Below are 23,274 nucleotides of genomic sequence, written 5' to 3' on the forward strand. Positions count from 1 at the left end.
GGGCGGGGTGTGGGTCGGCGGGTTTAAGCGCCCAGCAGGTGGATGACCGCCTCCGCGTAGGCCTGTTCGGCGTCCGGGGCGGTGTGGGTGCTGTCGGTGAGGGTGATTCGGTAGCCGTCGGGGGTCGCTTCGAGGGAGCGGAAGTGTGGGCCGAGGAGGGCTCGCAGTTGTTCCTCGCGCGGCAGCCAGATCACCTCGCGCTGCTCGATGCTGTCCAGGGCCCACTCGGTCGTGCCGTTGAAGCCGATCACCTTGCTGCCCTGGTAGTCGTGCACCTCGACGGTCATGTCGCTCACCACGAACACGTCCTCGTCCATGTCCCGGTCCGGTACGACGAACCGGTCCCCGGCGCCGGGGCTCCACAGCACCCCGGCCTTACGCAGTCGTCCGGCCTGCTCGATCGTGATCACGCTTCCATCCTCCCCACGGCACGCAAATACCGCAGGTCCACGCGAGCCGCCACCACCGAGATGCGGCTCGCGTACGGACTGTGAGCGGGATCAGCGGTGCAGCGCGGTGCGGAGTTCGTCGGCGCGGTGGGCGATCCGGTCCCGGCACTCGGTGGTCAGCGGCAGGTCGACCAGCGTGCTCGCCTGCAGGTGGGTCAAGCCGAACTCGGCGCGCAGCCGGCCGACGGCGGCCGGGCGGTCGCCGGCGGAGCGCAGTACCGCTGCCACCTCGTCGCGGCGTTCGAACGCGGCCAGGATGCCGTCGTAGATCTCCAGCTGGGTGTATGCGGACCGGTCCGGCTCCGCCATCGTCGGCTCTGCCTTGTCGCTGGTCCGGATCACCTGCCGCCACAGGGCGGGTACGGCGAGCCGGGCGCGGGTGTAGCGCCGGGTCAAGGGCTGTGCGTAGGTCATGGTCATTTCCGGATCCCCCTAGTCGTCGTCTGCCTTGGCCAGCGCATGCGGCTCGCGCGGCGGGCATTTCGTCCCTGGCGTGGTGATCGCCTCGAAGTGCCAGGGTTCGTTGTCGTACCGGCGGCAGATGCCGTACCGCCAGCCGTTCTTGTCCAGCCACGTCATCGCGGCCGCCGGAGCGATGTCGACGGCCTTGCCGAGCACGTGGGCGGAGTACTTGGGCGGCAGCACCCAGCGGGTCGCCGCCGTGTACGAGCCGTACTTCTTGATCGCCTCGTTCAGCAGCCGCTGCTGCTTCGCGGCGCTGCGCTTGCCGGAGTTGATCCGGATCGGGACGCCGGCCGCCTCGGCCGCCGCGAACGCCTTCTTCAGCCGGGCCTCGAGCTTCGGGGACAGCGCGTCGATGTCCTCCTCGCGCGGCACCTGCGTCGGCTTCTTCGTCGCCTTCTTGGTGGGGCTCGTGGTCGTCCGCGACGGAGTCGTCGTCGTACGGCGGGCCGTGGGCGTCCGGGTCGGCGCCGTCGTCGCGGGCGGGGCGCTGTACGCGGGCGCGCTGTTCGTCGACACCACCGGCCGCTTGTCCGCGCCGAGCCCGAGGGCGTCCCCGACCTGCTGGTGCCAGAGCAGCAAGGACCCGGTGACCGCACCGACCATGACCACCCCGGTCACGGACAGCAACCGCGTACGCGCCGTCCTCGATCGGTCCGGCAACTGGTCGTCGGTCATGGGGTACAGCCTTTCGTGATCAGGGCGGTGGGCGCATCCGTCCCAGGGACCGTCCTGCGGCCCTAGCTGTAGCCCCTGAGTATCAGTTCGGACGCCGAGCCTCCTCCAAAAGTTGGAGAGAACGCCCCTCCGCTCAGATGAAGCTTCGGCAAACAGCGTTTGACTACGCTGGGCGACGTGATGGGACTCTGGCGACGGATGACGCAGGCGCAGCAGGATCTGCTGCTCGCCGCGGTCGTCGGCGTGGTCTGGTTCGTGGCGCTGAACCTGATCAACGGGACCTGGCTGCGGCCGCACAACCCGGCGGTGTCGGTGGTCACCGGGGTGTTCCTGGTCGCCACGGTCGCGTTCGCGCGCCGGATTCCGCGGACGATGCTGGTGATCGTCTCGGTGCTCTATCCCTTCCTGTACGCCGCGGTCGGCACCGGGCTGGCCGCTCAGCTCGGGCTGACGATCTTCGGGCAGCCGGAGATCAGCGACGCGGCGCTGCAGTCGGAGATCCACCTGGTCCCGCTGCTGGTGGTCGGGTACCTCGCGGCGTCGGCCGGCGTACGCCGGTTCACCTGTCTGTTCTTCACGATGGGCAGCCTGGCCGGGCTGATGATCGGGCTGCCGACCGTGGTCGCGATCGTCCTCAGCCACGTCAACCGGATGGTGCTCCTGGGCCCGCGGTACAAGGCCCTCCCCCGCGATGTCGGCAGCCTGTACACCTACATCGACGTGTCACTGTTCGTGTTCGCGGAGGCACTGATCTGCGGGATGGTGCTGCTCGGCGCGGACACCCGCCGGCGCCGGCGGTCGGTCGCGCTGCTCGAGCAGCGGAACGCCGAACTGGTCCGGCTGCGCGCCGTCGAGGCGGAGCGGGCCGCGGTCGCCGAGCGGACCCGGATCGCCCGCGACCTGCACGACGTGATCTCGCACCACGTCAGCGCGGTGGTGATCCGGGCGCAGGCCGCGGACCGGGTGGCCGACCAGCGTCCCGAAGTACTGCGGGAGGCGATCCGCTGGATCATTGCCAGCGGCAAGGAGGCGCTGACCGCGATGCGGGAGACCGTCCGGGTGCTGAACACCGCGTCGCCGCAGATCGCCGGCGACACCGGATCGGGCGGCGGGACCGCGCCGGTTCCGGACCTGGCCGACGTCGCGCGGATGGGGGAGCGGCTGAAGGCGGTCGGCATCGACGTCACGATGGTGCTCCCGCCCCGGCAGCGACAGCTCACCTCGGCGACCGACCTGACCGCCGTACGGATCATCCAGGAGGCCCTGACCAACGTGATGGTGCACGCGAAGGCCACCGCGGCGCGGGTGACCTGGCAGAGTGGACCGCAGGGCGAGCTGCTGACCATCGACGACAACGGGAACGGCGGCCCGCCGCCGGTGAACGTACTGGAGACGGCGCGCCGCAAGGAAAGCGGTCGCGGCAACGGACTGATCGGGATGCGGGAACGCGCCACAGCGGTCGGCGGGACCCTCGCCGTCGCGGCCGGCCCCCTGGGTGGATGGAGAGTGCAGGCATGGCTGCCGCCGCAGAAGTGAGCGAACCGATCCGGATCCTCGTCGCCGACGACCAGGGCGTGATCCGGATGGGGCTGGCGATGATCCTCGACCACGAGCCCGACCTGACCACGGTCGCACAGGCCGAGAACGGCGAGGAGGCGCTCCGGCTGATCGACCGGTACGACCCGGACGTGGTGCTGATGGACATCCGGATGCCTGTGATGGACGGGCTGGTCGCGACCGAGCGGATCACCTCGGCGAACCGCGAGGCCGGGCGCTCGCGTCCCGCCGTACTGGTGCTGACCACCTTCGACGACGAGGCCTACGTACTCGCGGCGGTCCGGGCCGGGGCGTCCGGGTTCCTCCTGAAGGACACGGACCCGGATCTGCTGGTGTCCGCCGTACGCGCGGTGCACCGGGGCGACTCGCTCGTCGACCCCGCCTCGACCCGGGTGCTGCTGGAACGCTGCATGGAGCTGGAACGCCAGTTCGACGGTGGTACGGCGAGCCCGCCGCCGGCGCAGCCCGACGCGCGCTGGTCCGGTCTGCTGTCGCAGCTCAGCGAACGCGAGCGCGAGATCCTGGTCTGGATGGCCCGCGGGCTGTCGAACCGCGACCTGGCGACCAAGCTGTTCGTCAGCGAGACCACGGTCAAGACCCACGTCAGCTCGGTGCTCTCCAAGCTCGGCCTGTCGAGCCGCGTCCAGGCGGTCGTCGTCGCCTACGAGGCCGGAGTGGTCCGGCCGGGCGAGGCCGACGTTCGCTGGGAGTCCTAGAGGAACAGCCAGAGTGTCACCGCGGCGGCGACGAGTATCAGTACGACGGCCACGATCTGGCTGAGCGCCGACGCCTTCTGGCGTTGCGGCAGGAAGTCCCCGGTCATACTTCAAGAGTGCGTCGCGGAGGCGGCGTACCCATCGGCCGTGAGGATGGTTCCGGTCTACTACCTGAGGATGACCGGCCGTGCCTTTCGTAGGCTGTCGCGATGACTACCCGAGTGCTCAGCCGGCGCGAGCTGAATCGTGCGTTCCTCCAGCGGCAGCAGTTGTTGCGCCGCGAGCCGGGTACGGCGGCCGAGCTGATCGAACGGCTGGTCGGTCTCCAGGCACAGGCGCCGCTGGCGGCGTACGTCGCGTTGTGGTCCCGGCTGGAGGACTTCGACCCGGCCGAGCTGTCCGGGCTGATGACGTCCCGGCAGGTCGTCCGGGCCTCGTTGCAGCGGGCCACCATCCATCTGGTCACCGCCGACGACTGCCTGATGCTGTGGCGGCTCGTGCATCCGGTCGCGGATCGCGGGCTCCGGGGATCGTTCGGCAAGCAACTGGCCGGGGCGGACGTCGACGCGGTCGTTGCCTACGGCGCCGAGCTGCTCAGCCAGGAGCCGTACAGCCGGGCGCGGCTCCGGGACCTGATCGGCGAACGCTGGCCGGACTGGGACGCGAACGCGCTCGCGTACGCCGTGAGCTATCTGACCGGCACGGTCCAGGTCACGCCGCGCGGGGTGTGGGGCAAGACCGGGCCCGCCGCGCTGCAGACGATCGAGAGCTGGCTGGGCCGCCCGCCGGTGCCGGATCCTTCGATCGACGACCTCGTCCTGCGGTACCTGGCGGTGTTCGGTCCGGCGAGCGTGGCCGACGTACAGACGTGGTCGGGGCTGACGAAGTTGCGTGAGGTGGTCGACCGGCTCGAGCTCCGGACGTACGCCGACGAGGACGGGCGGGAGCTGTACGACGTACCCGACGGCCCGCTGCCCGACCCGGAGACGCCCGCGCCGATCCGGTTCCTGCCGGAGTACGACAACCTCCTGCTCTCGCACGCCGACCGCCGCCGCGTGAACCCGGCCGAACGCCCCGTACCGCTCCCGCCCGGCAACGGCGCGGCGATGGGCACCGTCCTGATCGACGGCGACTACACCGCCGACTGGCGCCACCACCGCGGCAAGAGCCTCGACGTCACCCCGCACCGCCCACTGACCGCCGCCGAACGCACAGCAGTCGAAGCCGAAGCCACCGAACTCCTCGGCCTGCTCGGTGCCCCCGGCATCCCGGTGGTGGTCGGTCAGTCGCCGAAATAGGCAGCGCGGACCTTCTTCGGGACGCACAGCGACCACGCGTCGAGGATCAGTTCGCGGAGTTCGTCGTAGTCGACGGCCGCCAGGTTGAGCTCGATCCACTGGTAGCGCTCGTCGGACGGGCGCGGCGGGAGGAACTTGTCCGGCTCGGCGGCGAGGGCCGCGGCACGTTCCTCGCGAGGGAAGCCGAGGCCGATGGTCTGCTCGTCCGGCGCGACCGCGAGGTAGACGATCTGGCCCACGCGGAACTTGATCCGGTCCCGGACCAGGACCTCGTAGCTGCGCGGCAGGTCCGCGGTGATTGCGCGGATGTCGGTGAGATCGACCACGCCTCCCACCCTAGAACCGATCACTGACAGGTGTTGTCAGCGTTACCTTGGTTGGATGCCTGCTGTCGTGAGCGCGGTCGAAGGGGCCGAGGTGGTGTTCCGCCTCGGTGACGCTGCGCATGCGTTCACGGGCGTTCGATTGTGGCAGGAGCTGGGTCTGCCGGCGGAACTGCTCGAGTTCAAGCCGGTCGACTACGGCTGGGAGCTGCGGCTGCCGCGGCCGTCGGTGCACCGGATGGAGTACCTGTTCGACATCGCGGACCTCGGGATGCGGACCGATCCGACCAACCCGCGGGTGGTCGGCGGGGCGTTCGGGGACCACTCGTGGCTGCCGCTGCCCGGGTACGTCGAACCCGCGTGGATCGCCGTACCACCGATTGCCTCGACGTTGACGCCGTCGACCGTGGAGTCGCCGGTCGGGCCGGTCGACGTACAGGTGTGGGCGCCCGACGGGATCGCGCCCGCGTTCGAGCTGCCGTTGCTGCTGGCACACGACGGGCCCGAGTTCGCGTCGTACGCCGGGCTCACGCACTACGCCGGGGCGCTGGTCGGGTCGGGGGCCCTCCCGCCGTTCCGGCTTGCGCTGCTCCGTCCTACCGCGCGCAACCTCTGGTACGCCGCGAACCCGTCGTACGCGTCGGCGCTCGTGGAGTACGTCCTGCCCGCGGTGCGAGGGCAGTACCGGAGCTGGCGGCCCGTGCTGATGGGGGCGAGCCTCGGCGCGCTCGCGGCGCTGCACGCGGAGTGGCACTTTCCGGGGACGTTCGACGGGCTGTTCCTGCAGTCGGGGTCGTTCTTCACGCCGGAGACCGATCCGCAGGAGGCCAGGTTCGAGTACTACGCCCAGGTCACCGGGTTCGTCGAGCAGGTGCTGGCCGCGACCGCCGCGCCGAGTACGCCGCCGGTCGCGATGACGGCCGGGACGACCGAGGAGAACGTGCACAACAACCGGGTGATGGCGGCGAAGCTGGCTGCGCTCGGGCTGTCCGTCGTACTCGACGAAACTCCGGACATGCACAACTTCACAGCGTGGCGGGATGTGCTGGATCCTGAGCTGACGGAGCTACTGCGACAGACCTGGGGTGGGGCCGATGGAACGGGAGCAGGTCGAGTTGGAGGCGCCGGGGCTTGACCGCCGCGGCACCGTGATCCGGTACGGCCACTTCGGCCGGCCGGTGCTGGTCTTCCCGAGCGAGCAGGGACGTGCCTGGGACTACGAGAACAACGGCATGGTCGACGCGGTCGCACCGCTGATCGAGGCGGGGCGGGTGAAGCTGTACTGCGTGGACTCCTACGACCATGTCAGCTGGTCGGACCGGAGCATCCAGCTGGAGCTCCGTGCGCGGCGGCACGAGCTGTTCGAGTCCTGGATCGTGAACCAGGTGGTGCCGATCATCGGCACGGACTCGCCGGGCGCGTCCGACATCATCACCACCGGCTGCAGCCTCGGGGCGTTCCACGCACTCAACTTCGCGTTGAAGCGGGCCGACCTGTTCCCGGTGGCCATCTGCCAGTCCGGCAACTACGACGCCGCGAGCTGGCACGCGTGGGGCGAACGCGGCGACGCGGCGTACTTCAACAATCCCGCCGACTACCTGCCGAACCTCTCCGGCGACCACCTGGACTGGCTGCGATCGCGGCTGTTCATCCTGCTCACGGTCGGGCAGGGCGACTGGGAGACTCATCCGACCGGCTCACTGCCGTCGGCGCTCAAGACCGCCGCGCTTCTCGAGGACAGAGGCATCCCGCACGAGCTGGACCTCTGGGGGTACGACGTGGCGCACGACTGGCCGTGGTGGCGGCAGCAGATCGCGCATCACCTGCCGCGCTTCTGCTGACGTACGGGGAGCAGCCGACCGGGCGGGACGACCACCACGAGGTCGGTCGTCCCGACGCCGAGCAGACAGCCGTCCGTGTCCGGGAAGAACTGGTCCGCGGGCAGTGCCCTGGTGAGCCCGGCCCGGCGGATGCGCTCGCCCAGGTGGTCGCGTTCGAGGTCGGTGAGGCCTTCGAGGTGCCGGCGTACGGCGGTCAGCGGCTTGGCGAAGTCGGCGGGCTGGAGGTTCGCGGCGGCGATCAGCATCAGCGGCTCGCCGGTGCCTGGACCGTACCGCAGCCTTGACGGCGAGGCCTCGGCGTCCAGCAGGAAACCTGTCGGTGCCTGGACCGCGATCCAGCCGTCGCGGCGGTAAGCGGCGTACAGCCGGCGCCCGCGCAGCCGGTGGACGGCGATCGCGGCGCCGAGCAGCAGCACGCCGGCCCCGGCGAACGCGGGCAGGTCCGGCCGGCCCCGGACCAGCTCGACGACGCCGCCCAGCAGGCCGGTCAGGCCGAAGGCACCGAGGACGACCGTCAGCCCGGTCACCTTGCCGGTGTGCCGCCGGAATCCGCGCAGCGTGTTCAGCGACCGGACCGCGGTACTGCTGCGCTGCGCGAGCTCTCCGGCGTCCACGTCTGCTCGGACGTTCGGCGACCTGCCGGAGTTCCGGTCGACGGGACGGGTTCGGGTACATACCCTCGTAGCACGACGTACGGGAGGTTGACTGTGGCTGATCGCTCGCGGCACTTGATCGGGTTGCTGCTCGGGGCCGAGGAGGACTGGCCGCAGGCGTTCGAGGCGCTGCTGCAGCGGGTCGGGCCGGTGACGATCGACGGGCAGGAGCACGAGTTCGGGTCCCGCCGGCTGACCATCGAGCCGTTCGACCTGAACGACCCGGTCCGGGTCGGGCTGGTGATCGACCGGCTCGCGTACTGGTACTACCACCCGCGCGAGTGGCTGAAGAAGGCCGCGCTGATGAACGGGACGTACCTGCTGAACTCCCCGTTCACGTTCCAGTCGATGGAGAAGCACTCGGCGTACTGCGCGATGCTCCGGCTCGGGCTGAAGATCCCGCGGACCGTGCTGGTGCCGTACAAGAACCCGGTCGACAACGTGCGCTGGGCGTACACGTCGGCGAAGTACAACCAGCCGTTCGACCTGGACGCGCTGGCCGCGGACCTCGGGTACCCGCTGTACATGAAGCCGTTCGACGGCGGCGGCTGGCGCGGCGTGTCCCGGATCGAGAACGCCGACGACCTGCACCGCGCGTACGACGAGTCCGGCGAGATGCTGATGCACCTGCAGGCCACCATCGACTACGACAAGTTCGCCCGGGCGCTGTCGATCGGCGCCGAGACGATGGTGATGGACTTCCGCCCGGACCAGCCGATGCACAACCGGTACGCCGTCTCGCACGACTTCCTGTCGCCGTCGGCCGGGCACCAGGCGGTCGCGATCAGCCGGATCGTGAACGCGTTCTTCGGCTGGGAGTTCAACTCCTGCGAGATGCTGGTGAAGGGCGATTCGGTGCACCCGATCGACTACGCCAACGCCTGCCCGGACGTCGCGGTCACCTCGCTGCACTACTACTTCCCGTGGGCGCTGAGCGCGCTGGTGAAGTGGTCGGTGTTCTGCCTGGCGACCGGCCGGCGCTCCTCGGTCGACCTGCACACCGAGCGGTACTTCGAGATCGCGGACGACCCTTCGCTGGACTACGACGCCAAGCTCGACGGGTACCTGGCGCTCGCGGACCAGCACTTCGAGACGGCCAAGTACCAGGAGTGGTGCGCGTCGCACCTGGGCGACTTCGACCTGCGGGTCCGGGACTGGGTGGCCGGGCCGGATTTCGAGCGGGTGCTGCGCCAGACGGTCGCGGCGACCTACCCGGCGCACGAGCAGGAGAAGTTCTTCGCGCACTTCAAGGGGCTGACCGATCTGTGGGTCGCCGATGCGTGATTCCGGCGTACCCGCGTGGTGGCGGCGGCTCGGTCTCGACGGGTTGGTCGACGTCCATGTGCATTTCCTGCCGGACCGGGTGCTGAACGCGGTCTGGGCGTACTTCGACCAGGCGTCGACGCATTACGGGACCGAGTGGCCGATCACCTACCGGACCTCGGTGGAGGAACGGCTGAAAACGCTGGATTCCCTTGGCGTACGGGCGTTTCCGGCGTTGGTCTACCCGCACAAACCGGGGATGGCCGAGTCGCTGAACTCGTGGGCGCGGGACTTCGCCGCGGTGACACCCGGATGCGTGTCCAGCGGCACGTTCTTCCCCGAGCCGACGGCCGCGGCGTACGTGCGGGAGGCCCTCGACGCGGGGACGCGGATCTTCAAGGTGCATGTGCAGGTCGGCGACTATGACCCGCGGTCCGGTGAACTGGACGACGTGTGGGGGCAGTTGGCCGAGGCCGGCGTACCCGTCGTCGTGCATTGCGGGTCGGGGCCGATCCCCGGGCGGCACACCGGTCCCGGGCCGATCGGCGAGGTACTGCGGCGGCATCCCTCGTTGACAGCGGTGATCGCGCACCTGGGGATGCCGGAGTACGCCGAGCATCTCGCGTTGACGGCGTACCCGAACGTGCATCTGGACACGACGATGGCGCTGACGCCGTTCGTCGAGGCGATGATGCCGTTCCCGCGGGACCTGGTGCCGCGGCTGCGGGACGTGCAGGACCGGATCGTGCTCGGGTCGGACTTCCCGAACATCCCGTACGAGTACGCCGTACAGCTCACGGCGCTGGAGTCCCTGGACCTCGGCGACGACTGGCTGCGCGCGGTGTGCTGGGAGAACGGCGCCCGGCTGCTCGGCTCCGCGTGAGCACGTAGGCCGTCGGGGTGGCGCCGTTGTACCTGAAGAGGCGCTCGCGGACGACCTTGAACGGGCTCCGCTGGACGGCGTCGCGGAGCAGCCGCTTGTCCTCGGTGAGGAGGACGACGCGGCCGTCTGGGGTCAGTACGCGCGCGAGTTCTCGGAGTACTGCGGGATAGAGGCGGAGGTTGTCGCGGTGGCTGCCGACCTGTTTCCCGAACGGCAGGTTCGCCACCACCCGGTCGATGCAGCCGTCGGCCAGCGGGAGGGCCTCGGCCTTGGCCTTCATGACCTTGGGATGGTCGTGGTCAAGACCGACCAGCCGGATGGCCGGCTCGAGGCGGTGGGCGGCGCGGAGGATCGTGCCGGTCCCGCAGAACGGGTCGAGAAACCGCTGCCCGGAACGGAGCTTCGCCATCCGGACGAGAACTTCCGCGACAAGGTAGTTGGTTGACCAGGGCAACCGCTCGTGCCGGCCGAACCGGCTCGACCAGCCCGGCCCCGTACTTCCGTCGCCGAACTGGACGGCGGAGTAGAGCGGACAGGCCGCAAGTTCGTCCAACGGCCCGTCGAGGCCGCACTCGACCGTGACAGCAGATGTCTGCTTGATGAAACGCACGGACGACATCGCCCGAAGCTCCTCGACAAGGAGGTCGGCGGCGCCGTCGATCGTACGCAGAACCAGATGGCCGGTGATGCTGAGCAAGAACGCTCCCGAAGGCTCGCGATCGACAGAACAGTCGAAGCACGGCGCAGGCAAGCCACCCCAAGCCGACCCCACCCGGAGCCCGCCGAGACCCACCCACACCTTCAGAAACGCTGCATCACCAACCACCCTAGAACCCGCTGGCACAGGAGCACACTCCTTTACTGCCTGACTACCCCGTTGCCCGGGTTATTCCAACGTTGTAAAGTGCTGCTGCCCCTACCAGATCAGCACCACGGGAGAGTTCATGACGCAGCCTCGTGCGGAGTACCCGCGTCCGCAGTTCGTTCGGCCTGACTGGCTGAACCTGAACGGCGACTGGCAGTTCGAGATCGATCGGTCGGACTCCGGACTGGAGCGCGGCCTGCGGGAGCGTGAGCTGGAGCGGCGGATCGTCGTACCGTTCGCCCCGGAGACCGAGCTGTCCGGGATCGAGGACGTCGACTTCATGGAGGCGGTCTGGTACCGGACCACCGTGACGATCCCGGCCGGCTGGGACGGCAAGGACGCCGTACTGCACTTCCAGGCCGTCGACCACGACGCGACCGTCTGGGTGAACGGCGAGGAGGTCGTCCGGCACCGCGGCGGGTTCACGCCGTTCAGCGCGAACCTGCGCCACGTCGCCAAGCCCGGCGAGCAGGCGACCATCGTCGTCCGCGCCCGCGACACGCACCGCGGCCCGCAGGCCCGCGGCAAGCAGAGCCAGCTATACGCGAACCACAGCTGCCTGTACACCCGCACCACCGGCATCTGGCAGACCGTCTGGCTGGAAGCCGTACCCACGGTGCACCTGAAGCGGCCGCGGATCACCCCGGACGTCGCCGGCTCCAGCTTCCACCTCGAGGTACCGCTCTCCGCGAACAAGCCCGGCTGGAAGGTACGCGCGGTCCTGAAGGACGCCGACGGCGAGATCACCACCGCTGAGGTCCGCGCCGACCTGGACCTGGCCCCGCGGCTCACGCTCCAGGTGCCGGCCGACCGCGTCCGGCTCTGGGACACCACGGACCCGCACCTGTACGACGTACGCATCGAGCTGATCGATGCCGAGGGCAACGTCGTCGACGGCGCCGACTCGTACGCCGGCCTGCGCTCGGTCAGCATCAACGGCAAGGCGATCCTGATCAACGGCAAGCACGTCTTCCAGCGGCTCGTCCTGGACCAGGGGTACTGGCCGGAGAGCCTGATGACGGCGCCGTCCGAAGCGGCGATCGTGCGCGACATCGAGCTCAGCCTCGCGGCCGGGTTCAACGGCGCGCGCCTGCACCAGAAGGTGTTCGAGGAGCGGTTCCTGTACCACGCGGACCGGCTCGGGTACCTGGTCTGGGGCGAGTTCGGCGACTGGGGCTCCGGCGTCGGCGACACCGGCAACGACAACCAGCAGCCGACCGCGACGTACGTCGGCCAATGGCTGGAGGCCGTCGAGCGCGACTACTCCCACCCGAGCATCGTCGGCTGGTGCCCGCTGAACGAGACGCACCAGCTGCTGCACGACCGGATCACCCAGCTCGACGACGTCACCCGCGCGATGTTCCTGGCCACGAAGGCCGCGGACACCAGCCGCCCGGTCCTGGACGCCTCCGGCTACAGCCACCGCGTACCCGAGACCGACGTCTGGGACTCGCACAACTACGAGCAGGACCCGGCCGAGTTCGCGAAGCAGATGGCGGACCTGGTCAACGACAAGCCGTACGGCAACCTCGGCGGTCCGCAGGGCAAGCCGATCTCGCTGGCGTACGACGGTCAGCCGTACTTCTGCAGCGAGTTCGGCGGCATCTGGTGGAACGCCGAGAAGGCCGCCGCGGGCAAGAGCGGCAACTCCGCGGACTCGTGGGGCTACGGCCAGCGGGTCGCGAGCGAGGAGGACTTCTACGTCCGCTTCGCCGGCCTGATCGACGCGCTGCTCGACAACGAGCTGATGTTCGGCTACTGCTACACGCAGCTGACGGACGTGTTCCAGGAAGAGAACGGCATCTACAACTTCGACCGCAGCAACAAGCTCGACGTACCCCGGATCAAGGCGATCCAGGAACGCCAAGCGGCTTACGAGAAGGACTGAAGTACAAGGCTCCCGACGGCGACCAGGATCCAGAGGATCGCTCCCAGGAAGAGCGGCCTGGGTCCTGCGTCGCGGAGTTCGCGGGGGCGGAGCGACAGGCCGATCGCGGCCAGTGCGGCGGTGATCAGCGTGCTGCCGACGACGGTGAGCGCCGGCAGCCAGGACTCCGGTACGACGCCCGCCGAGCGGAGGCCCGCGGCGGCGATGAAGCCGATCAGGAACAGCGGGACGAGTTTGCGCCACGGCAACGGTTTGCGGATCGAGGCCGTGGCGCCTTCGTACGTACCCTCCGAGGTCCTGTCGAGCGCGCGGGCGGCGCGGTTCTCGCGGCGGATCTTCAGCGCGACCAGCGTCAGCACGATCGGGATCAGCGTCAGCGAACGGGTCAGTTTCACCACGATCGCCTGATCGCCGGCGGCCTGGCTGTACGCGTACCCGGCGGCGACCACCGACGACGTGTCGTTGACCGCCGTACCGGCCCAGAGGCCGAAGGCTTCCGAGCTCATCCCGAGCAGGTGGCCGATCGGCGGGAACGTCAGCACCGCGACGATGTTGAAGGTGAAGATCGTCGCCATCGCATAGGCGACCGAGGAGCGCTTGGCGCCGATCGCCGCGGTCGCGGCCGCGATCGCCGAGCCGCCGCAGATCGCCGTACCGACGCCGATCAGCGTCTGGGTGTCGCCGCGGACGCCGAGGATCCGGCCGAACAGCCAGGCGCCGCCGAGCGCGATCGCGAGCGTGCCGAGCATCACCGGCAGCGACGAGACGCCGACCCGCGCGACCTGCTGCAGCGACAGGCCGGTGCCGAGGACGACGATCGACAGCTGGAGCAGCGTCTTCGAGGCGAAGTCGTACCCCGGCCGCCAGGCGTCCGCGCGCAGCACCGGGATCACGCTGCCCGCGACCACGCCGAGCAGGATCCCGAACACCGGCCCGCCGACGATCGGGACCAGCCGGCCGAGCGGTACGGCGACGGCCGTCACCGCGAGCACGATCAGGAGACCCTTGCGGCGCGACAACGCCGTACCGAGGCGGCGTACGGCGGGAACGGCGGCGGCCAGGTAGTGAGGTGTCCTAACCTCGAGCTGCACCACTAGCCGCTCCTCTTCTGCCGGAAATGTACGTACATTCAAGGTAGGAGATGACCGGACATTTGGCAACTCGGGAAGGAACGCGTGTGCGCAAGCTGGAGCGAGGCGGCGGCGAGCCGCTCTGGAAGCAGCTGCAGTCGGACCTGGTCCGGCGGCTGCGGTCCGGGGAGTTCGACGACGCGTTCCCGGGTGAGCTCGCGCTCGTCGACGAGTACGCGGTCAGCCGGCACACCGTCCGGCAGGCCCTCGTCCAGCTCCGCACCGACGGCCTGATCGTCGCCGAGCGCGGCCGCCAGCCCCGGGTCGCCGCGACACCGGAGATCCGGCAGCCGATGGGCGCGCTGTACAGCCTGTTCTCCTCCGTCGAGGCAGCGGGCCTGCCGCAGCGCAGCGTCGTACGGGCGCTCGACGTCCGCGCCGACGGCGTGGTCGCGGCCCGCCTCGACCTGGAGGAGTCGATCCCCTTGCTCTACCTCGAACGCCTCCGGTACGCCGGCGACGAACCGCTCGCGCTCGACCGCGTCTGGCTCCCCGCGACCCTCGCGGAACCGTTGCTCGACGCGGACTTCACCCACACCAGCCTGTACAACGAACTCGCCAACCGTACGGGCGTCGTCCTCGATCACGGCCGCGAGGACATCCGCGCCGTCACCCCGACCGCGGCCGAACGCAAGATCCTGCACTGCCCCGCCGACGCCGCCGTCTTCTCGATCGTCCGCCAGGGCAGCGCCCAGAACCGCTCGGTCGAATGGCGGCACACCATCGTCCGCGGCGACCGCTTCGCTCTCTCGGCCGAGTTCTCGGCGCACGCCGGGTATCGGCTGACCCCGAGCAGTACGGCGCTCACCCAGGCCTGGTGATACTTGCCGTATGAGTGTGCGGGAGTTGCGGTTGGTGGTCACGGCGGACGACTACGACGAGGCGGTCGCGTTCTACCGCGACGTACTCGGGCTGCCGGAGCAGGCGTCGTACTCGTCGGAGGACGGGCGGGTGACGATCCTCTCCGTGGAGCGGGCGACGCTCGAGATCGCGGATCCGGCGCAGGCGTCGTTCATCGACCGGGTCGAGGTCGGGCGGCGGGTGGCCGGGAAGTACCGCGTCGCCCTCCAGGTGGATGATGCCGCGTCGACCACGGCGCGTTTGTCGGAGGCCGGCGCGACGGTGCTCGCCGAGCCGACCCGTACGCCGTGGAACTCACTGAACGCGCGGCTGGAGACGCCGGGTGGCGTTCAACTCACGTTGTTCACCGAGCTTGACCTCAAGTGAACTTGAGCTGGTGAGGTGATCGGCATGTGGGACATCGAGAAGCTGGACCTGGACGCCTACCTGACGAGGATCGACCATCCACGGGTCGCGCCGTCGGCCGAGGCGTTGCGCAGCCTGCACCGTGCACACGTACTGGCGATCCCGTTCGAGAACATCGACGTCATCCTCGGCACCCATCCCGGGGTCTCCCTCGACGCGATCCAGGCGAAGCTCGTCGGGCGCCAGCGAGGCGGGTACTGCTACGAGCACGCGTTGCTGTTCGGGGCCGCCCTCGAACAACTCGGGTACGCCGTCGACCGCCGAGTCGCCCGGGTACAACCCCACAAGTCCGGGCCGCGGACGCACGCCCTACTGAAGGTCGGGGTCGACGGCGAGGAATTCCTGGCCGACGTGGGCTTCGGCGCCGGCCAGCTGTACCCGACACCTCTGAAAGACGGCATCATCATCGACCAGGCCGGCTGGAACCACCGCCTCACCCAGGACGAGGAGGTGTGGACCCTCTCCAAGCAAACCCCCGAAGGCTGGATCCCCCAACACGCCTCCACCAACGAACCGGTCCGCCCCATCGACTACGAGGTCTACCACCACTACGTCTCCACCCACCCCAACTCCCCCTTCACCGGCCGCCCGGTCGTAATGCGCGTCTCAGACGGCGAAGTCCGCCGCCTAATAGGCGAAACCCTCTACACCGACCACCCCAACGGCGAGACAACCGCACGCCCCATCCACCCCACCGACCTCCCCGACGTACTCGCGTCCCTCGACGTCCTCCTAAGCGACGAAGAAGTAGACCGCCTCCGCCTGCTGTAGACGTGGTCATCCCCCGCGTGCTCCGCAGGCGCTCCGGTCGCTCCGCTCCCTCCCGCACCCACTCCGCGCGCTCCCACCCACCCACCGGCTCAGCGCCGGCGTGCAGCCCGCTACCGCGGGCGAGTTGCGAGCTACCGCCCACGGGTGACTGCTTAGCGAGCTTGGTCCGTGAAGCTGGCCGTAGTGGGTGCTGGATGTGGTCAACCCCCGTGTGGTGCGCAAGACGGCGCCTGGTGGGTGGCGCGGGCTTTCAGAAGGGGCGGGCGCCGTGGAGTGGCACGGGTGGTGAGTGGCGCCAACGGCGAGCCGCGCCCGACCCCGCGTTCGAGCAGGCGGCCCGCGCCGTCGCGGACTGCGACTCCGACGGCCACCGCTTGGTCATCCGACGAACCTCCGATAGCCCATGGTGACTGGCGACAGGTCATGCCCTATCGCCAGTCACCACGCGATGTGCACGGTCACACGGCTGGCTCCGTCAGCCGGCATCAGATCGGCCGATCACATCACCTTGTCGGGACACCAGTCAGCTGCGCACCAGATACTCGGCGCGCCAACTCCACCCGCGAAGGGACGAAGTCCGTCTCCTGCCACGAGGCCGCGGCGAACGATCTCAATGCGAACCAGCGCAGCATTGCGGCGGGCCCGATCAACGACTACTCGACGCGCCCAGCAAGCCGACGCCAGCACTTCCTCCTTGGTCGCCAGATCATCGACAGAGAGACCGGCCCGCATCCACAGCCACACGACCTCACCACTCTGTGCGGCGAAGCATCCGACAATCAATGGCAGCCGCCCCGACCAATTCAGTGTTCTCATCTCAGCCAAACAGACTCGGACCCGGTGCCGCGTGAAGACGCACAAGATCCGATCACGAACGAACCGCCGAAGCGGACGGACGATCACCACGACAGGCATCGGCGAGATCATGACCAGCAGCGCCGCGACCGGCTCGAGGCCCAGCCCCTCAGTCATAACGAGATGACGGTAGACGTCCACGAACGCCGCGACGCACGCGAGTTCCCAGCGCCAACGCCACAAGCACAACAGGACAAGGACAATCGGCGACCGTCGCCTCCGGTTGATCGTCTCAACCGCGCCGATCGCGGTGCCGCGCCTGGGGCGTACTCGATCCCGACCATAGGTAGATCCGGGCATGACAAGACCTCCCATGTGAGGGAGTCAGCAGAGCGAGGACGGCAGGATCTTCTGGACCCAGACGCGTCCTTGGGGAACGGCTGATCGAGTGCCGTTCTTGGTTGGCAGCTGCGGTTGATCGAATCGGCCAATAGCCGACGCGCGCAAAGAGGTCACCACCACGGCAACCGTCGCACTACCAGCAATAGTGTTCTAGTTCCGATACTAGAACACCTGGTACACCGTGACAAGCCGACAACCCGAGCGATTCGTCAACTTCACGGACGCTGAACACGGGTCGGGGAATCGCCGAGGCGCCCCCGATAGGTGACGCGCCCGTACGTGATGCTCTCGCCGTACTCCAGCACCTCGCCGGTGTCGTCGTAGATCCAGTTCCGCCCGAGCATGATCAGGTCCCCCTCGTCCAGCCCAAGCGTCTCCGCCTGCTCGGCAGTGGCAGCGGCTGACTCGAACTGGTCCTGCCACGCGTCGACCTCACGCTTGAGGATGTTCGCGATATAGGCGAACGTCCCCTCCTTGATCCGCTCCCGACTCAGCAACAGCGGCGCCTTCTCGGCCAGATGCCCGCGGTAGTACGACGTCGACGCGGAGGCCGGCTTGTCATCCGACCGATAGGTCGTCCGGACGCGACGAATCACCGGATCGCCAGGCTTCAGCCCCAAGGCGTCAGCCACCTGCTCCGACGCCTCAGCGATCCCGGCCTCAGTGATCTTCGCGTAGCTCCCCGTGGGATAGATCTTGCCGGTACGCCGGGAGTTGTCGACCCGGTCATTCGCAGCCCGACCGCGCTCTTCCTCGGTCGTCACGATGCTTCCCACGCCACGCTCAGGCTTGACGTATCCCTCAGCACGGAGCGTCGACAGCGCACGCTGCGCCGTAGCGATAGCCACGCCGTACTCACGCATCAGCGACCGCACAGACGGCACCAACTCGCCGGCCTGCAACTCGCCACTGGAGATCCGCGTACGAATCTCCGTAGCGATCTGCTGATACGGCGGAGCCGGGCGCTCCAACTTGGGGGGCATCGCCAGACCTCAGGTCCTCAGGTTGGTGTTCTAGAACACGGGTAGCATAGGCACAACGCCCTGCAGCGGTCTAGTAATCGTCCGGAGCGTTGACGCGGTCGACACCGCCATAACCGGTCGCGGCGACCGAACGCGCAATCTCAACGTCATGAGGATCGGGCTCAACGTCCTGCTCTTTCGCCGCAAGCAGGCGCTTGTGCACCTTCTGTAGATCCAGCACCTCACTCAGCCGTGCCTGCTGGATCTCGTCCCAGGTCGCCATCCTCAGTCCCACTTCAGGCCGGTGATGCGCTCGTACATCGCAACGTAACGAGCGCGGGTCTCCTCAACGACCTCCGGCGGAATCTCGGGACCAGGCGGGGTCTTGTCCCACGTACCCAGATCCCGAGCCCAGTCGCGCACGAATTGCTTGTCGTACGAGATCTGCCGCTGTCCAGGCTTCCAGTCCTCGTCACGCCAGTACCGCGAGGAGTCCGAAGTCAGAACCTCGTCCGCCAGAACCAGCGTTCCGTCCTTGGCAAGCCCGAACTCAAACTTCGTGTCCGCTAGGTGCACGCCGCGACCATCAGTGATCGCGGTAGCGCGTTTGAAGAGCTCGAGCGTCTTCTCCTGAAGAGTCTCCGCGAGCTCCGCTCCAACGGCATCCGACACCTCATCAAAGGTCATCGGCTCGTCGTGCCCATCCTCAGGCGCCGTCTTCGTCGTCGGCGTGAACACCGGCTCAGGCAGCTTGTCCCCTTCGAGCAGCCCGGGCTTGATCTCGACGCCCGAGATCTTCCCAGTCTCCCGATAGGCATCCCATCCAAGACCGGCCAGGTAGCCGCGGGCAATGCACTCGACCTGGACGATGTCGACCTGCCGGCACCGCACAGCACGCCCCTCGAACTCAGCAGGCACATCAGTAGCCGAGATGACATGGTTCGGCATCACATCCGCCAACTGCTCGAACCACCACAGCGACAGACTCGTCAGCAACTTCCCCTTGTCAGGAATCGCCGTCGGCAACACCACGTCGTAGACCGACACCCGATCAGTCGCAACCAGGATCACCTCCCCCGGCCGATCGCTGTAAACATCCCGAACCTTGCCCCGATGCAGCAGCTCCACACCCACTGTTCTAGCACACCCGAACGGGGGACTACTCGCCGACGCCCGAGCCCACTGTGCGTACCGTCAACGATCCCCTAGTTGCGTTACCTTCTGAATTACATCTTTCGGTGCGGCAGTTACTCCTGTTCCTAAGATGAGTACCGCAAGAGCCGTAACTCCGGAAAGAGTTTTAGCTCTCGTAGGAACCGACACCGCCATCAGCCTCTTTGACGAGGATCGATCCGAAGAGAACGTCCGCGAACGCCGCTGAGTGCCAAAGGGTGACCGAGGCCTTCTACTGTCCGATGAAGAACGCAATCAGTGCACACCGGCGAACAGCAGACCGTATCGACGTTCGCGCCGGGCGTCGCGCGTGCGGGCCGAGCCTGACCGAGGACTGATCTGATCGGCCACCTGACGAACCCTGTCTTTGTCGTCGTCTCCGGTGGAGTGCATGCTCTCTGAACTTAGAACAGCATCGAGCGCCAACTGAAGACCCTGCTCGAACGCAGCTTGTCCAGCATGTGTCCGCACGATGTGCCTAACTGGCTCCTCGCTCGCTGTCTCACCGCCCACGGACGCAGTCTCGTTGCAAGCGCCTGCTACCGCACCAAGCGAAGTCCGCCACGCGAAGTTCGCCGCGTGATCCGCCAACAGATCTGCGGCCATACATTTGCTCCTGGGCATCGCTCGACCATGAAGGCTGTTGAGCACGGCTCGGGAAGCCACCTAGCCGCCCCTATCGGTCGCTCGCCCATTGGTGATGCTCTCGCCGTACTCCAGGACCTCGCCAGCAGCCGGTTCGAACGGTCTTGCCATGCTTCGATGCCTCGGGGACCCCGACCTCGGTGATCTTGGTGTAGCTGTCACTCGGGTGGAGCTTGCCGGTACGTCGAGGGGTGTCGACACGGTTGTTGGCGGTACGGATTCGATTCCCGATGCGCTGGGCGAAGGCCTGGCGGCTTCCTGTGTTTGCGCAGATAATGTCGGCTCGTGGGAGAGATGAACATAGTCTTCGCGGCGCCGGACGACGAGACCGCGATCGCGGAGCTCGGGGATTGGCTGGGGAGGCCTCCTGTCCACAATGACGATGGACTCCGGCCCGAAGCACTGGCAGAGCTGGAAGCGCTCCTCACTGGACGGGACAGTCGGGAGATTGCGGCGGATCCCAGGCACTGCGTCCAGATCACCGAAATCCTCGACGAGGGCGCCGGCGTCGTGGAGGCCGGTCTGGTGACGGTCACCGACACGCTCACCCATGCGTTGGCGGTCGCGGATTCTGAGGCGCTGTCTGCGGCGGCGGCGTCGCACGGCGAGTACGCCGTCCAAGGGCTGGCGATCGTCGCACGCCACGCGGCAGTCCACGGCCACCACATGTACAACTTCTGGTACTTCTGACCCGATACAGTCCTTGTGGCTGCGGCGTTGCCGTTGAGGTCGACGGCGTTTTGGAGCTTCGCCGGTCGTCTCGGCACGATGACCTGTAGGTGGCGAGCGGTTGAGCCGCAAGCCGGGTGGTCCGCGGCCGGCTCACGAGCTCTCGGGTCGCGCGGCGTTCTCCCTCGCCGCGCCCACTTCGACAGGAACACCCTTCACATGACTGCTCGCGCCAGTCACCAGGTCCTGCTTCGCTGACCAGGTCCACAAAGTAGTCACCCGCGAGCGGCAGCTCGCAGACCGCCCGCGGCAGCGGGCAGAACGCCGGCGTTAAGCCGGTGGGGTGGGTGGGCGCGCGCGTAGCGGGTGCGGGAGGGAGCGGAGCGACCGGAGCACCTGCGCAGCACGCCGGGGGTCAACCAGATCCACCACCCACCACATCCGCTTCACGGACCACGTCCGCGAAGTAGTCACTCGCGAGCGGCAGCTCGCAACTCGCCCGCGGCAGCGGGCTGCATGCCGGCGCTAAGCCGGTGGGTGGGTGGGAGCGCGCGTAGCAGGGGCGGGAGGGAGCGCAGCGACCGGAGCACCTGCGGAGCACGCCGGGGGTCGACCACATCCACCACCCACCACGGCCAGCTTCACGGACCACGTCCGCTAAGCAGTCACCCGCGAGCGGCAGCTCGCAGACCGCCCGCGGCAGCGGGCAGAAGGCCGGCGCTAAGCCGGGGGTGGGCGGGAGCGCGCGTAGCAGGGGTGGGAGGGAGCGGAGCGACCGGAGCGCCTGCGGGGAACGCGGGGGCTGCCTACGTTCCTTGGTTTCTTGGGGTTTCGGTGCGGAAGGATTCGCCTAGTTCGGGGCCTAGGGGGTAGTAGTGGCGGAAGTTGTAGATGAGGGGGGACCACACCGCGGGGTCTATGTGGGAGGTGCCGGGGATGACCAGGTGGGGGGCGGCGTGGACTCGGAGGACTTGGGCTTGGGCTATGAGGAAGTTGCCTTTGGCATCGACCGCGGTGTGGACGACGGTGGCTTCGAATTGGAGGGGGCATTCGGCGACCAAGGGTGGGGCTACGAGGTCGGCGGGGGTCGGGGTGAGACCGGCGGTGGTGAACTTGGTGCGGTTGTGGTGGAAGCGGGCTTGTTTGTGGGGTGGGATCGGGTCGGCGGCGGTCAAGGGGGCCAGGCGTTCGACGGCGGTCCATTGGTCGGGGGACGGGTAGTTGATGACTACCTCGGGGCGGTCGCGGAGGTTGCTGGCGGTTTGGCCGCCGAGGCCTACTCCTAGGACGACCACGTCGCCGAGGGCCCAGGCGGAGGACATGGGGGCGAGGTTTGCGGTGCCGTCCTCGTTGAGGGTGGTGAGCAGGGCGACCGGGGTGCCGACGTACAGGATGGACGGTTCGATCGTCAGGTGGGTCACGTCGGTCGACGGTACGTACGGGACCGTTCGGCCGGGGCCTAACCAACGGAGCGGCATGATGGGCGGTATGACTGCCGAGGGTGAGGAGCTGGCCGGCTGGGCGCGGATGCTGGCGGACGGGACCCGGGCGACGGTGTGTATGGCGTTGCTCGACGGGCGGGCGTGGACCGCGAGTGAGCTGGCGCGGTTGGCGAAGGTGTCGCGGCCGACGATCAGCGAGCACCTGAATCTGCTGGTGAACGGCGGGCTGCTGACCGAGGTGCGGCAGGGGCGGCACCGGTACGTGCGGCTGGCCGGTCCGGATACCGCGGAGTTGATCGAAGGGCTCGCGGCGTTGGCGCCGCGGCGTACCGAGGTGGTCAGCAGTCTCAAGGCGGTGAGCAAGCGGGACGCGTTCGCGCGGGCGCGGACGTGCTACGACCACCTGGCGGGGAAGCTCGGGGTCGCGCTCGCGGATGCGATGACCGAGCGTGGGCTGATCGACTGGTCGGAGGGGATCGCGCTGACGCCGGAAGGCCAAGCCTGGTTGCGGAATCTCGGGATCGAGCTCGACGTACGGCGGGGCCGGCCGGCGGTGCGGTCCTGCCTGGACGTGACCGAGCGGCGGCCGCATCTGGCCGGTGCGGTCGGGTCCGCGTTGTGCGCGCACGCGCTCGAGAACGGCTGGGTGACCCGCATTCCGGGTGGTCGCGCGCTGCGGGTGCACGGCGCCGTACAAGCGTTTGGACTGGAGTCCGGAGTCTGAGAAACCGATGACGGAACACGCTTTCGAGAGGCGCCGCGACCGGATTGCACTTAGCCTTCGGCCATGACTGAGTTCGAGCCCGGCACCGAGTTGGTGTCCCGACTCCCTCTGCCCAGCCATGTCGTCGTCCGCGCGGACGGCAAGTGGCGTCGCGGCTGGCTGATCGGCCGCGACCACGAGGAATCGGGATGGACCGCTCTGGTGCAGTACGAGGGCGACGACGGGAACGAGCGGACGGAACGCCTGCCGGCGGACCGGATCGCGCTGCCGCCGTCGGAAGGCCCGACTGAGCAGGCGTCCTAGGGAGGGTACGCAGCGCGAAGGCCCCCGGCGATGATCGCCGGGGGCCTTCGCAGGTAACGCTGCGGGCGCCTCATACGCATCGAGGATCCCGGCCCAGGTCCTTCGGGCGGACGACC

The 23,274-nt window shown here is 68.4% G+C and carries 26 protein-coding genes; 14 read left to right on the forward strand and 12 right to left on the reverse strand.

Going from position 1 to position 23,274, the window contains the following annotated elements:
* Positions 1 to 23 precede the first annotated feature (23 nt).
* The 3 genes from ACQHIV_RS26060 to ACQHIV_RS26070 form a co-directional block, all read right to left on the reverse strand.
* Entirely contained in the window at positions 24 to 410 is a 387-nt protein-coding gene (locus ACQHIV_RS26060; protein WP_427885980.1) for a pilus assembly protein CpaE, read from the reverse strand.
* Between the two features lie 90 nt (positions 411 to 500).
* Positions 501 to 869, reverse strand: coding sequence for a hypothetical protein (locus ACQHIV_RS26065; protein WP_427885982.1), 369 nt, complete (start codon positions 867 to 869; stop codon positions 501 to 503).
* Positions 870 to 881: 12 nt separating this feature from the next.
* Positions 882 to 1,589, reverse strand: a complete 708-nt coding sequence (locus tag ACQHIV_RS26070) for a M15 family metallopeptidase (RefSeq protein WP_427885983.1) — start codon at positions 1,587 to 1,589, stop codon at positions 882 to 884.
* A 180-nt stretch (positions 1,590 to 1,769) separates the two neighbouring features.
* On the opposite strand from ACQHIV_RS26070, the gene ACQHIV_RS26075 reads away from it, so the two are divergent.
* From ACQHIV_RS26075 to ACQHIV_RS26085, 3 genes are all read left to right on the forward strand, one after another.
* Positions 1,770 to 3,125, forward strand: a complete 1,356-nt coding sequence (locus tag ACQHIV_RS26075) for a sensor histidine kinase (RefSeq protein WP_427885985.1) — start codon at positions 1,770 to 1,772, stop codon at positions 3,123 to 3,125.
* Positions 3,122 to 3,862 (forward strand): response regulator, encoded by a 741-nt coding sequence (locus tag ACQHIV_RS26080; RefSeq protein WP_427896555.1) that lies wholly within the window; start codon positions 3,122 to 3,124, stop codon positions 3,860 to 3,862. The genes ACQHIV_RS26075 and ACQHIV_RS26080 overlap by 4 nt, the downstream gene beginning before the upstream one ends.
* Before the next feature lie 209 nt (positions 3,863 to 4,071).
* Positions 4,072 to 5,160 (forward strand): winged helix DNA-binding domain-containing protein, encoded by a 1,089-nt coding sequence (locus ACQHIV_RS26085; RefSeq protein ID WP_427885987.1) that lies wholly within the window; start codon positions 4,072 to 4,074, stop codon positions 5,158 to 5,160.
* Here the strand turns inward: ACQHIV_RS26085 and ACQHIV_RS26090 are convergent.
* Complete coding sequence (locus ACQHIV_RS26090) at positions 5,145 to 5,486, reverse strand: MmcQ/YjbR family DNA-binding protein (RefSeq protein ID WP_427885989.1); 342 nt, start codon at positions 5,484 to 5,486, stop codon at positions 5,145 to 5,147. The two genes, ACQHIV_RS26085 and ACQHIV_RS26090, sit on opposite strands and share 16 nt — an antisense overlap.
* 55 nt (positions 5,487 to 5,541) lie before the next feature.
* Here ACQHIV_RS26090 and ACQHIV_RS26095 point away from each other — a divergent pair, with 55 nt between their 5' ends.
* A complete protein-coding gene (locus ACQHIV_RS26095; RefSeq protein WP_427885991.1) occupies positions 5,542 to 6,618 on the forward strand; it encodes an alpha/beta hydrolase in 1,077 nt (358 codons plus the stop codon).
* The gene (locus ACQHIV_RS26100) at positions 6,578 to 7,324 is read left to right on the forward strand and encodes an esterase family protein (RefSeq protein WP_427885993.1); all 747 of its coding nucleotides are present in this window, start codon (positions 6,578 to 6,580) and stop codon (positions 7,322 to 7,324) included. The genes ACQHIV_RS26095 and ACQHIV_RS26100 overlap by 41 nt, the downstream gene beginning before the upstream one ends.
* On the opposite strand, the gene ACQHIV_RS26105 is transcribed toward ACQHIV_RS26100, so the two are convergent.
* Complete coding sequence (locus ACQHIV_RS26105) at positions 7,303 to 7,938, reverse strand: hypothetical protein (RefSeq protein WP_427885995.1); 636 nt, start codon at positions 7,936 to 7,938, stop codon at positions 7,303 to 7,305. The genes ACQHIV_RS26100 and ACQHIV_RS26105 overlap by 22 nt on opposite strands.
* A 93-nt stretch (positions 7,939 to 8,031) precedes the next feature.
* Between ACQHIV_RS26105 and ACQHIV_RS26110 the strand changes: the two genes are divergently transcribed.
* Complete coding sequence (locus ACQHIV_RS26110; RefSeq protein ID WP_427885996.1) at positions 8,032 to 9,261, forward strand: ATP-grasp domain-containing protein; 1,230 nt, start codon at positions 8,032 to 8,034, stop codon at positions 9,259 to 9,261.
* A complete protein-coding gene (locus ACQHIV_RS26115; RefSeq protein ID WP_427885998.1) occupies positions 9,254 to 10,123 on the forward strand; it encodes an amidohydrolase family protein in 870 nt (289 codons plus the stop codon). The genes ACQHIV_RS26110 and ACQHIV_RS26115 overlap by 8 nt, the downstream gene beginning before the upstream one ends.
* Here the strand turns inward: ACQHIV_RS26115 and ACQHIV_RS26120 are convergent.
* Complete coding sequence (locus tag ACQHIV_RS26120) at positions 10,035 to 10,820, reverse strand: TRM11 family SAM-dependent methyltransferase (RefSeq protein WP_427886000.1); 786 nt, start codon at positions 10,818 to 10,820, stop codon at positions 10,035 to 10,037. The genes ACQHIV_RS26115 and ACQHIV_RS26120 overlap by 89 nt on opposite strands.
* A 247-nt stretch (positions 10,821 to 11,067) precedes the next feature.
* Here ACQHIV_RS26120 and ACQHIV_RS26125 point away from each other — a divergent pair, with 247 nt between their 5' ends.
* Entirely contained in the window at positions 11,068 to 12,876 is a 1,809-nt protein-coding gene (locus tag ACQHIV_RS26125) for a glycoside hydrolase family 2 protein (protein WP_427886002.1), read from the forward strand.
* On the opposite strand, the gene ACQHIV_RS26130 is transcribed toward ACQHIV_RS26125, so the two are convergent.
* Positions 12,861 to 13,967: a YeiH family protein gene (locus ACQHIV_RS26130; RefSeq protein ID WP_427886004.1), complete on the reverse strand. Its 1,107-nt coding sequence runs from the start codon at positions 13,965 to 13,967 to the stop codon at positions 12,861 to 12,863. The two genes, ACQHIV_RS26125 and ACQHIV_RS26130, sit on opposite strands and share 16 nt — an antisense overlap.
* 86 nt (positions 13,968 to 14,053) lie before the next feature.
* Here ACQHIV_RS26130 and ACQHIV_RS26135 point away from each other — a divergent pair, with 86 nt between their 5' ends.
* The 3 genes from ACQHIV_RS26135 to ACQHIV_RS26145 are packed head-to-tail and all read left to right on the forward strand — an operon-like array spanning position 14,054 to position 16,043.
* Complete coding sequence (locus tag ACQHIV_RS26135) at positions 14,054 to 14,827, forward strand: GntR family transcriptional regulator (protein ID WP_427886006.1); 774 nt, start codon at positions 14,054 to 14,056, stop codon at positions 14,825 to 14,827.
* 10 nt (positions 14,828 to 14,837) lie between these two features.
* Positions 14,838 to 15,233, forward strand: coding sequence for a VOC family protein (locus tag ACQHIV_RS26140; protein ID WP_427886008.1), 396 nt, complete (start codon positions 14,838 to 14,840; stop codon positions 15,231 to 15,233).
* A 24-nt stretch (positions 15,234 to 15,257) separates the two neighbouring features.
* Complete coding sequence (locus ACQHIV_RS26145) at positions 15,258 to 16,043, forward strand: arylamine N-acetyltransferase family protein (RefSeq protein WP_427886010.1); 786 nt, start codon at positions 15,258 to 15,260, stop codon at positions 16,041 to 16,043.
* 498 nt (positions 16,044 to 16,541) lie between these two features.
* Here the strand turns inward: ACQHIV_RS26145 and ACQHIV_RS26150 are convergent, their stop codons facing one another.
* From ACQHIV_RS26150 to ACQHIV_RS26165, 4 genes are all read right to left on the reverse strand, one after another.
* Complete coding sequence (locus ACQHIV_RS26150) at positions 16,542 to 17,015, reverse strand: hypothetical protein (RefSeq protein WP_427886012.1); 474 nt, start codon at positions 17,013 to 17,015, stop codon at positions 16,542 to 16,544.
* A 440-nt stretch (positions 17,016 to 17,455) separates the two neighbouring features.
* Positions 17,456 to 18,223, reverse strand: coding sequence for a GntR family transcriptional regulator (locus ACQHIV_RS26155; RefSeq protein WP_427886014.1), 768 nt, complete (start codon positions 18,221 to 18,223; stop codon positions 17,456 to 17,458).
* A 70-nt stretch (positions 18,224 to 18,293) separates the two neighbouring features.
* On the reverse strand, positions 18,294 to 18,485 hold the full coding sequence (locus tag ACQHIV_RS26160) for a hypothetical protein (protein ID WP_427886016.1): 192 nt from the start codon (positions 18,483 to 18,485) through the stop codon (positions 18,294 to 18,296).
* Positions 18,486 to 18,487: 2 nt separating this feature from the next.
* Positions 18,488 to 19,330 carry a phosphoribosylaminoimidazolesuccinocarboxamide synthase gene (locus ACQHIV_RS26165; RefSeq protein WP_427886018.1) on the reverse strand — a complete coding sequence of 281 codons (843 nt, stop codon included), beginning with the start codon at positions 19,328 to 19,330 and terminating at the stop codon, positions 18,488 to 18,490.
* A gap of 975 nt (positions 19,331 to 20,305) precedes the next feature.
* On the opposite strand from ACQHIV_RS26165, the gene ACQHIV_RS26170 reads away from it, so the two are divergent.
* Complete coding sequence (locus ACQHIV_RS26170) at positions 20,306 to 20,710, forward strand: hypothetical protein (protein WP_427886019.1); 405 nt, start codon at positions 20,306 to 20,308, stop codon at positions 20,708 to 20,710.
* 785 nt (positions 20,711 to 21,495) lie between these two features.
* On the opposite strand, the gene ACQHIV_RS26175 is transcribed toward ACQHIV_RS26170, so the two are convergent.
* A complete protein-coding gene (locus ACQHIV_RS26175) occupies positions 21,496 to 22,110 on the reverse strand; it encodes a flavin reductase family protein (RefSeq protein ID WP_427886021.1) in 615 nt (204 codons plus the stop codon).
* 67 nt (positions 22,111 to 22,177) lie between these two features.
* Between ACQHIV_RS26175 and ACQHIV_RS26180 the strand changes: the two genes are divergently transcribed.
* Both ACQHIV_RS26180 and ACQHIV_RS26185 read left to right on the forward strand, forming a co-directional pair.
* Complete coding sequence (locus ACQHIV_RS26180; RefSeq protein WP_427886023.1) at positions 22,178 to 22,855, forward strand: ArsR/SmtB family transcription factor; 678 nt, start codon at positions 22,178 to 22,180, stop codon at positions 22,853 to 22,855.
* Positions 22,856 to 22,918: 63 nt separating this feature from the next.
* Entirely contained in the window at positions 22,919 to 23,158 is a 240-nt protein-coding gene (locus tag ACQHIV_RS26185) for a hypothetical protein (RefSeq protein ID WP_325037355.1), read from the forward strand.
* Positions 23,159 to 23,274: the final 116 nt, after the last annotated feature.

The organism is Kribbella polygonati, assembly GCF_050320105.1.
Lineage (GTDB): Bacteria > Actinomycetota > Actinomycetes > Propionibacteriales > Kribbellaceae > Kribbella.